Origin of the sequence: Butyrivibrio sp. WCE2006, from assembly GCF_000701985.1 — a bacterium.
Taxonomy (GTDB): Bacteria; Bacillota; Clostridia; order Lachnospirales; family Lachnospiraceae; genus Butyrivibrio.
In genome coordinates, this window is record NZ_JNKH01000040.1 from 1 (window position 1) to 15,459 (window position 15,459).

Consider the following 15,459-nt stretch of genomic DNA (forward strand, 5'->3'; position numbering starts at 1 on the left):
TTCATTGCTGCATAGACTGCTATCTTCATCATATGACGGGGCGTTGCCTGGCCTTTTCTGATTCTTTCATATGTTGCATAAAGATCAGAAAGGTCCATCTCCTCCACGAATGCGCTTACCAGGCGTACCGGATCGTCATCTGCTACTGATAGGACTATGTCGAGCGGAAGTTTTATTTGATGATTTAAGGAAGAAAGGCTATAATTTCCTTGTAAGATTTTATTTAGTAGCATAAATATATTTTACAGCAAAGACCAGGCTTTTCGAAGCCTGGTCTTTGTGTTAATCAAGACTTTTAGCACTAAAAAGGGGCCTCGCACTAATTCTTAGTGCGACAGCCCCCACTTGCATTAAATATTTGTTGGAAGAATATCCTAAAAATTACTCTGTAAGTGTTCCTGTGATACTGTCTACAAGTGCATCAAGCTGCTGCTGAAGGTTATCAGAAGTAATCTCACCGTTGTAGATTCCTTCACCAAGAGCCTGTGCAGGATCCCAGTAATCACCCATCTTAGAGATGCTGGGCTGGTTTGTCGCAAGAGCAGCCTGATCGTTAAGAGCAGATGCTACGAAATCACTCTTGATCTCTTCGCTCTCAGAAAGTGACTTAAGAACCGGAACATCACCCTGTGCGTTGTATCTGATAAGTGAGCTTTCAGGATTTGCCATGTATACTGCAAGCTGCTGTGCTGCAAGAGGATAAGCAGTGTTTGACTTAACTGTGATTGTCTTGAAGTCAACGAAGTTTGAAAGCTGTACATCCTTACCACCGATTGTTGCTGTAGGAAGTGCTACTGCACCAAGCTTATCACCAAGAGCTTCCTTAAACTCAGGAGCGCTCCAAGCACCTGATGTAACTGCACCAAGCTTACCTTCTTTGAATGCTGATCCGCCTACGCCGTCAGCGTCCTCAAGGTACTTCGGGTTGGAAGCAAGGTCGATGATGTACTCACCTGCTGCAAGACCGTTTGCATCATTGAATGTGCAGTTTGAAGGATCTTTTCCATCTTCGCCAAAAAGTGTGCATCCGTTTCCAAGGAAGAAGCTCTCGATGTACCATGAATTTGTAATCTGTGTACTGAAGTTCCACATTCCATCGCCAAGATCCTTAGCCATCATTGTGTCAAGATTCTTGATTTCATCCTCTGTGTAAAGCTCCTTGTTGTAATACATGAAGTATGTATTAGGTGAGAAAGGAACTGCATATGTAAGTCCGTCAACTGTAACTGCATTAAGTGCACTTTCAGGAAGGTCAGATGCGATTGTATCAAAATCCTTTGTTATAGGAAGAAGTAATCCCTTACCTGCAAGATCTGCTACCCCGCCGCTGGGTGTGTAGAAGATATCTGCTGCTGTATCAGCATCTGTCTCAAGGTTTGCAGGTGCTTCATCTATACCAACTACTGCGATTTCATATGTGATGTTGAACTCATCATGAGCTTCATCAAAATCCTTTACCATCTGATCTGTGATATCTACCTCTTCTTCAGGTACCCAGATCTTAAGAGTTACATCTTCAGTCTCGCCTGTTGCCTCAGCGGATTTCTCCTCAGTAGCTGCTGCTGTCTCTTCTGTTGCTGTTTCTGAAGATGCTGTTGTTGCTGATGAGTTATCAGAACCACCGCAACCAGCAAGTGTTCCTGCTGTCAATGTTGCTGTCATCATCAAAGCGCCTAACTTTTTCAATTTCATTACTTAATTCCTCCTGTGTAACTAAAATTACTTTTTTGTTCGTTCATTACTTTGTTAAACCATTTGGTTAATCGCTTTACCAGACTATAACTTATATTGGTTAATCGGTCAACCTGTATTTTACTTTTTCTATACATTATCTAAATCGGGCTTTCAAATATTATGTATTTTGTACAATTGATTTTTTAAGGCTATTATGTTATGCGCTTTACCTTGTTTGCATAATTAAGACCCTCCATATGGCTATGAAGGGTCTTTTCTAAGCATTACTTTCTTTTATCAGTTGATTAAATTCCAATTTTGCCCACAAGAAATCTTGTATTTTTACTTTTATAACATTCTTAACTAAATGCAAACTTGTTTATCTTGTCATAATAAAGAATGACCAAGGTGCCAAAATGCTTGAATCCAGAGGATTTTCGCCATTTTCCTGATAAATCCCGTCTGCTCCTGAGTAAAGAACCTCTTCATCACCGGTTAATATTTCACTTAAATTAACTTCCTGCTCCTTTTTGGAAAGATTGTACACACATACTATTTTGTCATCTCCCTGTGTTCTTTCAAAAGCAAGAATATTCTTGTTATCGTTTGCATAAACCTCAAATTCTTCATCCTGATTGCCGGCCTGCAGTGCTTCATGATCTTTCCTCATAGCTGACAGGTCTGCTATCAGCCCTCTGTAGTCACCGGTGCCATTATCCCAATCGATAGTGTCCTTTTCCATAAAGGCAATGGCATGGTCATAACCGATTTCATCTCCGGAATAAACCATGGGAATTCCAGGCAGAGTGAATGCAACACTATACATAGCAGGCAGTGCAGCACTGTCAAATGCCTCGTTTATTGTTCTGTCATATGAGTTAACATCATGGTTATCGAGGTAATTCATGCCAAAAGTATTATTATCATTGCCGGGGATATAGAGCTTTATCTTATCCGCTTTCTTTTGATCCTTAGCTACGGCAACAAGAGTTTCGTAAAGCTTTGTATTGTAATTGGAGTCAAATGCGTAGTTGAGGTTACTTCCGGCTGCTCCTCCAAGATCTTCCTCCAGCATATATACGTCTTTTACTTCATCGAGAGCTTCTCTTGCCTGCTCCCAGAAATCCACCGGAACACCGGACGCATAATCACATCTAAAGCCGTCAATATCGAATTCTTCAACCCAATATTTCATGCTGTCTATCATCTCTTTTCGCATGTCCTCATTGTCATAGTTGAGATCTGCGACATCAGGCCATCCCATTCCTTCAGGAGAGATGATCTCGCCATTTTTCTGTGTATACCAGTCAGGGTGCTCTGTGATCCAGGCATTATCCCATCCTGTATGGTTTGCAACCCAGTCAAGCATTACGTGAAATCCCATATCATGTGCTTTGTTTACAAGGGCTCTGAAATCCTCCAGATTGCCAAACTCTGGGTTTACATCCTTATAATCGCTTACTGAATAATAGGAACCAAGTACCCCGGATCTGTTTGTCTCAGAAATCGGGTGAATAGGCATAAACCACAAAGTGTTTATTCCCATATCCTTTAACTCCTGAAGGTGCTCTGAGAATTCATTGAAGGATCCTGATTCCGTATACTGTCTTAGGTTTACCTCATAAAGAACAGCATCCTTTGTCCAATCAGGTGCTTCAGATATCTTCTCTGCGGAATCCTCTGCTACCTCATCTGTAGTAGCTTCTGTACTATCCTGTGCGTCTTCCTGTTCTGTATTTTCAGCTTCAGTACCCTTATCTGCCAAGGCTCCTTCATTAGAAGCTTCATCACTTGTCTCACCATCATTTACTGTGTTTTGCTCATTTGTATCGGCTGCTGTCTGGTTTTGACTATCAGTCCCTGCACTATTGCCACATCCGGATACAAATACTACCGCACCGGCAGCATAAGCCACTAACATTCTTGCAATCTTGTTTTTCACTATAACGCTCCTTTCAGCTATACATACGGCTTCTTCAGCCTTATTAACCAACAAATATCAATAATTAAGTAAAGCGTTTAACCTTTGAAGTAATATAAATCCATTCATACCATATAGTCAACCACAAGTTTTATTGTGTTATATTATTTACCTTTTATCGTATATAACTTCCCGAAGCCAACTAATGAGTAATTCAATCCCTACAGTCACTTAAATGACCTCAATAAGTGCTCTGCTAAAACAAAGGAACTGCCACAAATACTATCTCATGCGGCAGCTCCTGGATATACTATTATATTTACTTGTGATTCAGATCAGTTAGTCAAAATAACTGATGGTATCTGTAAGGTCACCTGCCAGTTCTCTCAGTCCCTCTGCGCTTTCACTTATCTTTGAGAAGGTGTCAGAGAGTGCTTCCATTGATGCGTTGGTCTCTTCTGTCGATGCTGCATTCTCTTCGGAAATAGCTGACAGATCCTGGATAATCTCATCAAGGTTATTTTTAGACCTTTTTAGTCCTGTTACATCAGATATGATTTTCTCCGCACTTTCGGAAACATAATCAATTCCCTGTTGCATCCTATCCATGGAATCCCTGGTAGTATCGAGCTGTTTCCCCTGCTCTTCTATGTTATCAATGAGGAGCTGCACTACCTGAACAGATTCACCTGCATCCTTCATCAGATCATTAGTAATCTCATTTATCTTATCTGCACTTTGCTTACTTTGTTCTGCAAGACTTGATATCTCGCTTGCTACTACTGCAAAGCCTTTACCTGCTTCTCCTGCTCTTGCAGCCTCAATAGATGCATTGAGTGACAATAGATTGGTCTGTGTTGCTATACTGTTGATCGCCTCAGTAAATTCCGAAATAGCCTTAGCACTCTGATCTGTTCTGGTAATAGTTGTTGATATGGTCTCAACAGATTCTGCAACCTTTTTGGCCTGATCGATAAGAAGATTCAGTGCTTCCTGAGTTCCTTTACAGTTCTCAGTCATTTTGGATGATGCAACATTAAGAACATCAACGCTCTCAGAAATACTGTCTATTCCACTGCCCATCTGCGCTGTTTCACCAACTGCATTTTGTATGCTTTCAGCCTGCGATGCCGCACCCTTTGATATTTCGCTTACTGCTGTTGTTATCTGAGTTGCTGCATGGGAAGCACTATCACTGTTTTTAGCAAGCTCTGTTCCTGATTCTGTCAGTTCCTGCGACATATTCTTTGTTTTTCCAATAATATTTCCAAGCTGTCCTATCAGGTTGTCCATGCTGCTACCAATTTCTCCAAGTTCATCATTTCTATCCTTGACTTCCTGATCAACATCGATGGAAAGTGTACCGTCTGCAAGCTTGGTAAGGTCGCCGGAAAGGGATTTCATTTTGGATGAAAGCCTGCGGTTTAAAACATAGCCAAAAATAATGACAGCTACAAGAATTACAATACTGATTATTACAAGCACCAGAGTAACGCCAATTATTGCTCTTGATACATCGCCGGCATTTCTTCCGGTAAAGCAAACACCTGCTATTGAGCCATCAGAATTTTCCATCGGTGTGTAATATCCAAAATACTGCGTTCCTTCAATTATCAAATTTGTGGAGTAATAATTGTTTCCACTTCTAACAGCGCTTAAAGCTGCACTGTCAACCTTTGTACCTTTTAATTTTGTGCCACTGGTATTTGTCATAGTTGTAATTATGGCAGAATCACCGTAAAACAGGGTATACTCTATACCGGTTTCAGCCTTTAGCTCATCCATCTCACGCTCAAACTGTTCCATTACATCCGTACCACCCTTTAACAGTTTACCATCTGATGAAAGCTCCCAGTCACCATCATGTTCATTTGATAGTTGGCTTTGAAGATGAGCTGCTGTGGCATGTAGCTCTTCAACTATGAGTTCTCTGTATGTTCCGTTTATTCTAAAGGCACTTATGGAGAACAGAAAAACAGCAGTGACAATTACAGCTAAAATCGCAATAGTAATAAGTTTCCCAACGAGTCCAATTCTTGACCTTTTACCCATCACATTATCCTCTTCTTTCTGTTATCCTTTACCTTCAATAGTTTCTATCACATTCTCTGAATCTCCATGAGCTGAATCATCCACGGATTCCTCAGAGGATTTGTCTGTATCGCTCTCATTGTCAGGTACATCCTGGGTGTTTTCTTTTTCATTTGACTCATTTTCTGCAGATGCTTCATCGCTTGATTCCTCTTTTATCTCATCGGCAGCTTCGTCAGCAGTTTCTTCGGATGATCCTTCTGCCGCTTCTTCACCGGCAGCATCCTCTTCTGCTATTTCTTCTGCTGCTTCTTCACCAGCATCCTCTTCTACTATTTCTTCTGCTGCTTCTTCACCAGCATCCTCTTCTGCTATTTCTTCTGCTACTTCTTCACCAGCATCCTCTTCTGCTACTTCTTCAGATACCTCTTCTTCAGCGGCCTCTTCCGTTTCAATGGGTGCCAGAATTCCTGCTACAAGCTCATCCAATTTAGCCTGCAGATTGCTGTCATCTATCTCTCCATTATAGGCAGCTTCTCCAAACGCCTGCATACTTCCCCAATAATTACCCATCTGCGGAATTGAAGGCTGATTGGTAGCAAAAACCGCCTGACTGTTCAGCGCAGTAGCTGCCAGATCATTACTTATGTCTTCATTGTCTGCCAGGTTCTGTAAAACCGGAATATCACCACTTGCTGCAAATCTTCTTGCGGAGCTGTCCTTATTTGCAAGATACACAGCAAGTTTTTCAGCGGCTTCCGGATATTTAGTTTCTGCACTTACTGCAACGGTTTTAAAATCTACAAAATTGGATAACTGCCCAGGATCACTTCCCATCTTAGCTGTAGGAAGCGCTGCAGAACCAAGCTTATCGCCAAGCGCAGCCTTTAAATCGGGCGCGTTCCAGGCACCGGTCGTATATGCACCGACTTTTCCCTCTGCAAAGGCATCAAATCCTGCATTTTCAATATCCTCCAGATACTTGGGATTCTGAACAAGCTGAAGTATATACCGTCCTGCCTCAAGACCTTTTTCGTCATTAAAGGTACAAATTGCAGGATCCTTGCCGTCCTCACCAAACAGAGAACATCCATTTCCGAGGAAAAACATCTCCAGATACCATGAATTTGTGATTGATGAACTGAAATTATATACTCCATCTCCCAGATTCTTGCTCATCATAGTATCCAGGCTTTGGATTTCAGACTCGTTAAAGAAGTTTTTATTATAAAACATGAAAAATGAATTAGGCGAAGTAGGCACCGCGTAAACCTTGCCATCCGTAGTAACCGCACTTACTGAGCTTTCAGGCAGATCAACCTTAAGCTTGTCAAAATCATATTCTATGGGTGTAAGCAGCCCCTTTTGAGCCATTGACTCCACTCCACCACTTGGCAGGTAGAATATATCTGCTGCGGTGACACCTTCCTGTCCAACCTCCTCAGATGCTTCATCTATGCCCTTGGCCTCAATCGTATAGCTTATCTCATATTCCTCATGAACAGCATCAAAATTGCGCACAAGCTGATCAACCATAGGAATTTCGCCCTCAGGTATCCAAAGCTTAAGCGATATTGACTGAGCTGCCGGCTTTTCCTTGGGAGTTCTTGGTACCACAACTCCGCTTGAAGAAGCGCAACCTGTCGAAAACAGCGTTAGAATCATAGCCATACTTACGCCAAGAATTCTTATCCGTGGAGTATACTTAGCCATTCTCATAGTTTGTGCCTCCTTTCTAATAATTAATTCACATCTTCATATCCACAATTTAATAGTGTGCTATTTTCTTTATTATTTTATCATTGCCCCTATTTCTTAAAAATATTCTGCATATTAAATAAATATGTATTTTTCATTAAAACAGGGCTCCGCACAATGCGAAGCCCTAAAACTAAACATACTTTATTTCTTTACAGTAATCTTGCAGGTAGCGGTATATTTTCCGTCCTTAGTCTTTACTGTAATTGTTGCAGTTCCTTTACCAATAGCGGTAACATTGCCTTCTTTATCAACCTTAGCAACCTTCTTATTGCTACTGAACCATGTCACATCAGTGATTGTAGCCTTCTTAGGTTTGATTGTTGCCTTAAGTGTATAGCTTTTGCCTACCTTGATAGTTTTGCTCTTTTTGTTAAGCTTAACACCTGTTACCTTAATAGCGTCTTTAACTATAACCTTAACTTCTGCCTTGAAACCACCATCCCTGGTTGTAGCAGTAATTGTAGCTGAACCCTTCTTTTTAGCCTTAACCAGTCCGGTGCTTGATACAGTTGCGATCTTCTTATCGCTTGTTGTCCATTCTATCTCTGTATTTGTAGCATTTGCAGGTGCAACAACAGCTGTAAGCTGATATTTTCCGCCTTTTCCTACTTTTATCTTCTTCTCAAGGGTTATTCCTGTTACAGCAACCTTTTCCTCAGTATTAACAGTTTTTGTTTTGCCTTCTTCAGGTGTATTCACCTGAGGAGTCTCAACAGCAGGTGTTTTTACTTCTGTTGAAGGTGTGGATCCTGTAGGAACCTGTGTTTCCGGAACAGTCTGTGTAGGAGCCCCTGCTGAAGGTGCAGTCTGTGAAGGAGTCTCTGTTGAAGGTGTTTCTCCACCAGTTGCAGGTGCTTCCTCTGAAGGTGTCTCTGTTGAAGGTGTTTCTCCACCAGTTGTGGGTGCTTCCTCTGAAGGTGTCTCTGTTGAAGGTGTTTCTTCACCTGTTGCAGGTTCTTCTGAAGGTGCCTCTGTAGAAGGTGTTCCCTCGTCTGTTCCAGGAATTTCTACATCTCTGTCGCCAAGGGCATCCTTCCAATTTTCATATCCTTCTGCTTCTTTTGTATTAAAGTAAACTTTCTTTGTATCACGGATCTTCTTATCAGATAACTGGTTAGATCCTTTCTGGTTAAAAATAAGATTCAAATCGCCATTAAGTATTGCATCATTAGAAACTTCTAATGAATAGAAACCATTTCCTAAAGAAGTCATCTGGGTTCCGGGCCAATTTCCTACTGTATTATTGTAGCCTTCAACACTGGACCAGATATATGCATATACTTCCTCTGCATCCCAGTTATTATCATCATAGTAATAAATGGTTGTATTCTCACCACTGCTAATAGCAATCTCTTTTGAAGAATAATATTTGTTTCCAACAATATATCTCTTAAGAAGATTTGTAACCTTGAGGTTTTCTGTCTGTTTTCCGTCGCCACTGTTGAATATGATATTGAAATCAGAGCCTACTGCTGCAGGAACTTCAAATTTCCACCATCCATCGCCTTCATCTTCTGCAAGTTTTCCGGGCCATGCTCCTGTGTCATATGCTTCCCACATATGAACATAAACTTTATCCCAGTTATCTGCATTATAGAAATGTACAGTTGTCATATTTGCAGAAAGACCCATAGCTTTTTCTGCATCTTCTTTTGAAGCATATTTAACAGAAGTCTTTGTTTCCTCACTTATAGCAATATATCTGTTATCATCATCAATCAGTATATTATCTGTCTGAGCACCACTTGCACCACTAAAGATTACATAGAAAGGCTCATCTACAGATTCAGGAATTTTAAGATCTGCGCGAATCCAGTATCCGCCTTCATCTGTTGTGCTCTTGCCTGGCCATTCTCCTGCAAGCTTAGTTTCATCATTAAGCCATGAATAAACCTTTACATCATCCCAAAGTACTGTATTAAAGAAATAAACTGATTCTGTCTTAATTCCAAGTGCTGCTTCAGCTTCCTGAACTGAACCAAAAATATCAGTCTTGGCAGGTGTGATATAGTTATCCTTACCATTATTTACATCATAAGTGCCTGTTGTATTTGTGCCATCTGTAAAGCTAACCTTTACATCGCCTTCTGGTATATAGAATCTAACCCATCCATCTGTTTCATTAATTCCTGAAACAAGTGCATCCTGACCTTCAATCTTAGCATTTACATTTGACCAGTTCTCTGTGTTGTAGAAATGTACAGTTGTATAGGATACATCTGCCTTCTCTCTAAGAACAACAACATCCTCAGCCTTTACAATACCTCTGATAATACCATTTGATACTGTAAAGATATCATCTTTTCCTTCGATAGCATTAACATATGTGCCATCCTCTAAAGATGTTTTGCCTTCTACAACAAGTGATGTAGAAGCTGAATTAACAAGAACTGCACCTGCAGAATTCTGTGCATCTGCATCCTTTCTCTCAATAAGGATAATGTGGTTGTCATTTCCGGGATTTGATAAAATCTCATCCTTCCCAACCATTGCAGTTCTAAACTTGTTGATTGCAGTTACTTCTGCTGATTTAAACAGATCATTTCCTGCTGCGCCAAGGACATTGTTACCAAAAGGCTTATCCTTTGTGCTTCCTGCAGGTCTTGAGAAGAAAAGAGGTGTTCCATCTTTTCTTGCTGTAATAACAGCCCAGCCAAGAATTGTATCCTGATCATTTATTGATGTATAGGAAGTATCATTAATGTAGTTATCATGTGATTCTACCCATGTTACAAGCTTGTCAGGATATGCATCACGACCATCTTCAGCAGCGATTCCATAATCACTTACTTTTCCAACATTAAAGTTGTCATTTGCAAGTGCAGATCTGATTGTGCCACCATAATTACTTGCTGTTGTTCCGCCTATAGCTTCCTGATAAGAAGAAAGTCTTGAAGCAGCACCCTGAAGAACTTCACCATATACGAAAAGATTACTGTAATCCTTTCTTCCTGTTTCAGCAGCATAGTCACTGAGCTCTTTTACCATGTTGGGATAGAAATTATTTCTATCAGGTTCATTTTCATATGCTTTTGAAACAGCATCATCAGGAAGTGCAATGTGCTTAGCAGTATCGATACGGAATCCATCTGCACCACAGTTTATACAATCCTCAAGGTATGCATAAAAATACTCCTGAAAATCCGGATTCTCAGTATCAACATCCGGAAGACCTCCCATATCATCATAGGTAACTGAGAGTCTGTTGCTGTAATCCATTCCGCTGTTGTTATCTTTATGATAGAGGTTTTCTATTCCTCCAACAGCATCAAGGAGATTCTGTGAAAGTTCTGATTTACTAGGTGTTGTGTGATTGGGATCAATATCAACAATTACTCCGATTCCATATTCATCAGCCTTATCACATAAAGCTTTAAAGCCTTCTCTGTCACCAAGCTGATAGTTACCAATTGTCCAATCAGTCGGCTGATAGTGATAATACCACTGGCCCTCGCCTGACAAAGTCAATGCAGGATGTGTATCGATGACCTTGTTTATCGGAGATGTCTGAATTGCAGTAAAGCCTGCTGCTGCAATTTCATCCATGTTTTCAATTACTGTATCAAAATTCCATGAGAATACATGAAGTATTGCACCATCATGGATTGATTTTCTGTTAACGTTTGAGCTATCATTTGCATTTCCATTAGTGCGTGCTCTGTTCTTCTGATTTTCAAGTACAGCCGTCTTTGTATCATCTGATGCATCTGTGGCTTCTTCATTATCACTTTCAACTTCAAATGTTGAAACCTCATATTCTTCTTCATCAAATGATGTTGCACTTTCTTCATCTGTAACGGAATCAGCTAAAGCACTTTCTTCTTCGCCCGCTTGCGATTCTGCAACCGGAACTTCAACTGAATTTTCTTCAGGAATATCTAAATCCGTAACCTCCGGATTAACTTCTGTATTCTTTATTTCTTCATTCTCTGTATTTACGTCTGCCGCTGCTTCTGTTTCCGGCTCCTCCGGATTTACTTCTGCTGTTGCTTCAGTATTAGCTTCTATTGTTTCTGATACTTCTTCAGGCTCTGTTTTTACTTCAGTGTCTTCTTTTACTTCTTCCTCATCGCTTCCTGATGTCTCTAGATCCTGTTCCTCTAAATCAGTACCTGCCTCTTCCAACGCTGTTTCCTCCACAGCTGCTAGTGCTGATAAAGAAACAAGTTCTGATGCAGGTGCGCCTACCAGCATCGAAAGGCTGACACCGGCGGTTAATAAGCGCTTAACCCATTTACTCTTCATACTTTTGTAAAACCTCCACTATAATTAACTTTAACTACCGTTAATCGATTAACCCAATGTAAGAAGAATTATAATAATCTCACTATTCAATCGTCAATTGGTAAAAACTTTCGTTTTTTCTTGGTTAACTTTGTAAAAAAGTTACAAAACGATAACCAAAGATTTTGTAAACAGAACAAAGAGTCGCTCGCGACTCTTTGCGCGCTGGTGCGCGCAAGCTTTAGCTTGCAAAATTCATCTGCGCACCAGTCGCATCCATAGCGGAGCGCTTTTTATTCAATAGGAAATCCGAAGGAATTTCTATTGAATAAAAAAAGCCATGAATTTTGATATCATGACTTTTCATAAGCTTATTGGTTTTATGTTACATGGATTGATTTTATTTAATCTATATGTAACACGTGTTATTTATTAGATTCATAGGTCTCATATGCATCAAGCTGGATCTTCAGGAATTCAGAATAGCCCATCTGTTCCAGTGTATTTATGTATTCATCCCACTGAGCTTCAACGCCTCCCTCTGTTACCCATGTCGCCTGATATAAATTCATATAGGAGTCAATATCTGTATATAGTGTCGACAGGGTTTTCAGCTGATCAATGGTGTAACTAACGTTTGGATAAGCATCTCTTGCGTATTGATTGAGCTCTTTATCAAGCTCCAGCTTTGATGCATCTCCGTTATCTGTTGCCGCATATGTAACCTTGGCATTAAAATCGTCCTGAACATATTTAGGTCCAAAATCACGTAGCGATTCTATCCATGCAAAGGTATCTGCAGTATTTCCATCTGTGGGCTCAAGAACAGTATATGTGCCGGTTTCTTCATCCTTCTCAACACCTATACCAAATGCTCCATAAAAATTCTGTATAGACGCATCTTCTGTATAAAAACTGTCAGCCCAGGATAGTAATTGCCCGGGATCATGACAATCCTTTGTTACTACAAACTCATACCTGCTGTAATTCCAATGTTCAGGATCAGAGGCTACATATCTGTTACCGTCCGGTCCCTGAAGTGCCGGCAATGCTACATACTCATCTGCATTTTGTCCGAATGTAGCATCTGTTGTCCAACCTGCAGCGCATCCGATTATCGGTATTTCATTCATCAGTTTTGCATCCCGCATGGATGAATCCTGAGTGAAAATTTCAGGGTCAATAAGCCCTTTTTCATAGCATTCGTGCATCCAGCTTATGCCGTCCTTATAGGACTGTGAAGTGGGCAGATATATCGGTTCTCCGTTTTGAATGCTCATCATATATGTTCCATCAGCACCTATAGTTGTCCCGAATGGAAGACAAAATGACATAACCAGATCCGCATACCCCTGTCCATAGGGAATTTCATCTGTAGGATCCCCGTTTCCATTGGCATCCTGTTCCTTAAAAGCAATCAGAACATCCTCAAATTCTTTATAGGTCTGAGGTATAGACAATCCTAGATTATCAAGCCATTTTTTGTTGATAAACATCTGATTTGATATGACGGGTCTGCAGGGTTTCCTTGACGGCAGCCCATAGATATGCCCATCTGCTGAGTAAGCCAGTGCCTTCATTATCGGATCACTATCCATGATTTTCTTAAAATTTGGCATATATTCATCAATATAATCATCAAGCGCAATAAATGAACCCTGATTAGTCAGGATATCAAGTTCTGAGAAACATATTGATCCCATGAATGCGTCTGGCAAATTTCCTCCCGCCAGAAGCACCGCCCTCTTATCGGTCCAGTCGGAGTTCAGTATAGTCTGCCATTTTATGGTTATGCCTTTTTTCATAGCCGCCTGATCCGGGAATCCTGTGTGATAGTCCTCTCCCCAGTCTGCCCATCTCACGGTTGCGACCTCATATGTAGTGGCATCATTTTCAATTGTGGTGTTTTCTTCTTCCGTATTTTTGCCACTATTACCAGCAGCACATGCTTCCAGCATCATAATAGTTCCAAGGAAAACTGCCATCAGTATATTTCTTTTCTTCATCATTTTTATCCTTTCACAGATCCAACCATGACCCCCTGATTGAAATACTTTTGGAGGAATGGATAAACGAGCATAATCGGTAATGTTGAAACTACTATTGACCCATATTTCATCATATCCGACAGTTTCCTCAGTTCCTGCGCCATAGTACCTGTCGCTGCACCTAAAAGCGATTCATTGGTTATAAGGATTCTTCTTAGCAAAAGCTGAAGAGGTATCAGGTTTTCATTATTAAGATAAATAAGGGCATTAAACCAGGAATTCCATAGTCCAACAGCGGTCCAGAGTCCAACAACAGCTATAACTGCTTTTGATAAAGGCAATGCAAATTCAAAGAAATATCTAAGAGTTCCGCAGCCATCAATCTGTGCTGCCTCCCACAGTGCCTCAGGAAGCAGATTTTCAAAGAAGGTTCTGGCGACGATTATGTTATAAGTCGATGCTGCAAAAGGAATGACCATTACCCAAAAGGAATCCAGAAATCCAAAATTCTTAACTATCAGATACGTAGGAATCAGTCCTCCACTGACAAACATTGGAATTACAAGAAATGTGTTTATGATTTTTCTTCCTGGCATATCTTTTCTCGACATAGCATATCCGGCAGAAATATTCACTATAAGCCCGAATACTGTGCCCACGGCTGTGTATAAGATTGTGTTAAGATAGCTGATCCATATCTTGGATTGCTCAAGGAGCTTTTCATATCCTCTGACATCTATTTCTATCGGCAAAATCCAGACTTTACCACCGACAACATCAGCAGGTTTACTAAAAGACGCTATTATTACAAACCATAACGGGTAAACGACAATAATTATCATTAAAACCGCCACAATATGGAATATTACATTTATGATTTTGTCCTGAGAGATCGCTTTTTTTCTAAATATCATAGTTCACCTGTTAAAACAGACTGTTTTCTGTTGTTTTCCTTGCTATGAAGTTAACCAGTAAAAGAACCAATAGATTTACAACCGTATTAAATAAACCTATTGCCGTCGAAAGGCTATACTGCATACTTTGCATGCCCATCTTATAAACATAGGTCGAGATTATCTCGCTGCTCATGATATTTTGAACATTTTGAAGGAGATACACCTTTTCAAAGCCCACGCCAAGTATATTTCCGGCTCTTAAGATCAATAGAATCATTGTAGTTGGCAGTATCATGGGAATATCGATATATCGAATTTTCTGTAATGTACTGGTTCCATCGACTATCGCTGCCTCGTAATACGTAGGATCTATGCCGGCAAGCGCAGCAAGATAAATTATGCTATCCCACCCCAGATGCTGCCATATATCACTCCATACATACACATGCTTAAATGCTGAGGCGTCAGCCATAAGATTCGGGAATTCTTTTCCTGCAAGAGCAAAGAGATTCGCAAATAGTCCATTAGTCGGTGAAAGGAATATAAGTATCAAACCGCACATAACCATGGTTGAAATGAAATGCGGAAGATATGTGATGACCTGAAACACCTTTTTGAACATTTTGCTTTTCATCTGATTACACATAAGTGCCACAGCTATTGGAAGCGGAACTCCCACAAGGATGCTGTAAAAGCTTAGAATCAATGTGTTTTTTATTGTCACGCGGAACTGATATGATCTGAAAAACTGAAGAAAATTCTTGAAGCCCACAAACTCGCTTTTTGTCACGCCAAGAGCAGGGGAATAGTCCTGAAAAGCAATAATGATACCGAACATTGGAAGATATGCAAAGCAAACAAGCAAAATAACTGCCGGAAGGAGTAGTATGTAAAGTTGATAATACTTTTTAAATTTTAATACGAATCTGTCCCACTTCCTCATGCGACTACCTCTGACTTTCTA

At 40.4% G+C, this 15,459-nt stretch carries 8 protein-coding genes and 1 pseudogene; all 9 read right to left on the reverse strand.

From position 1 onward, the window contains the following. Positions 1–233 (reverse strand): annotated as a pseudogene (locus T501_RS22995) (IS5/IS1182 family transposase); the annotation flags it as partial. A 148-nt stretch (positions 234–381) separates the two neighbouring features. After that, complete coding sequence (locus T501_RS16625) at positions 382–1,692, reverse strand: extracellular solute-binding protein (protein ID WP_026511822.1); 1,311 nt, start codon at positions 1,690–1,692, stop codon at positions 382–384. Between the two features lie 361 nt (positions 1,693–2,053). Continuing rightward, a complete protein-coding gene (locus T501_RS16630; RefSeq protein WP_155994903.1) occupies positions 2,054–3,616 on the reverse strand; it encodes an alpha-amylase family glycosyl hydrolase in 1,563 nt (520 codons plus the stop codon). Between the two features lie 318 nt (positions 3,617–3,934). Further along, positions 3,935–5,647, reverse strand: coding sequence for a methyl-accepting chemotaxis protein (locus tag T501_RS16635; protein ID WP_044916282.1), 1,713 nt, complete (start codon positions 5,645–5,647; stop codon positions 3,935–3,937). Between the two features lie 21 nt (positions 5,648–5,668). Then, a complete protein-coding gene (locus T501_RS16640) occupies positions 5,669–7,345 on the reverse strand; it encodes an extracellular solute-binding protein (protein ID WP_155994904.1) in 1,677 nt (558 codons plus the stop codon). Between the two features lie 183 nt (positions 7,346–7,528). Continuing rightward, on the reverse strand, positions 7,529–11,632 hold the full coding sequence (locus T501_RS20450) for a starch-binding protein (protein ID WP_050008367.1): 4,104 nt from the start codon (positions 11,630–11,632) through the stop codon (positions 7,529–7,531). A 404-nt stretch (positions 11,633–12,036) separates the two neighbouring features. Continuing rightward, complete coding sequence (locus T501_RS16655) at positions 12,037–13,620, reverse strand: type 2 periplasmic-binding domain-containing protein (protein WP_044916283.1); 1,584 nt, start codon at positions 13,618–13,620, stop codon at positions 12,037–12,039. Between the two features lie 2 nt (positions 13,621–13,622). Continuing rightward, positions 13,623–14,441: a carbohydrate ABC transporter permease gene (locus tag T501_RS16660; RefSeq protein WP_442856386.1), complete on the reverse strand. Its 819-nt coding sequence runs from the start codon at positions 14,439–14,441 to the stop codon at positions 13,623–13,625. A gap of 82 nt (positions 14,442–14,523) precedes the next feature. Beyond that, positions 14,524–15,438, reverse strand: a complete 915-nt coding sequence (locus T501_RS16665) for an ABC transporter permease (protein WP_026511754.1) — start codon at positions 15,436–15,438, stop codon at positions 14,524–14,526. Positions 15,439–15,459: the final 21 nt, after the last annotated feature.

What these genes read in the sequence shown, in the direction of transcription:
- T501_RS16625 (WP_026511822.1), bottom strand. Translation starts at nt 1,692, where the DNA reads ATGAAATTGAAAAAGTTAGGCGCTTTGATGATGACAGCAACATTGACA.
- T501_RS16635 (WP_044916282.1), bottom strand. Translation starts at nt 5,647, where the DNA reads ATGGGTAAAAGGTCAAGAATTGGACTCGTTGGGAAACTTATTACTATT.
- T501_RS16640 (WP_155994904.1), bottom strand. Translation starts at nt 7,345, where the DNA reads ATGAGAATGGCTAAGTATACTCCACGGATAAGAATTCTTGGCGTAAGT.
- T501_RS20450 (WP_050008367.1), bottom strand. Translation starts at nt 11,632, where the DNA reads ATGAAGAGTAAATGGGTTAAGCGCTTATTAACCGCCGGTGTCAGCCTT.
- T501_RS16655 (WP_044916283.1), bottom strand. Translation starts at nt 13,620, where the DNA reads ATGATGAAGAAAAGAAATATACTGATGGCAGTTTTCCTTGGAACTATT.
- T501_RS16660 (WP_442856386.1), bottom strand. Translation starts at nt 14,441, where the DNA reads ATGATAATTATTGTCGTTTACCCGTTATGGTTTGTAATAATAGCGTCT.
- T501_RS16665 (WP_026511754.1), bottom strand. Translation starts at nt 15,438, where the DNA reads ATGAGGAAGTGGGACAGATTCGTATTAAAATTTAAAAAGTATTATCAA.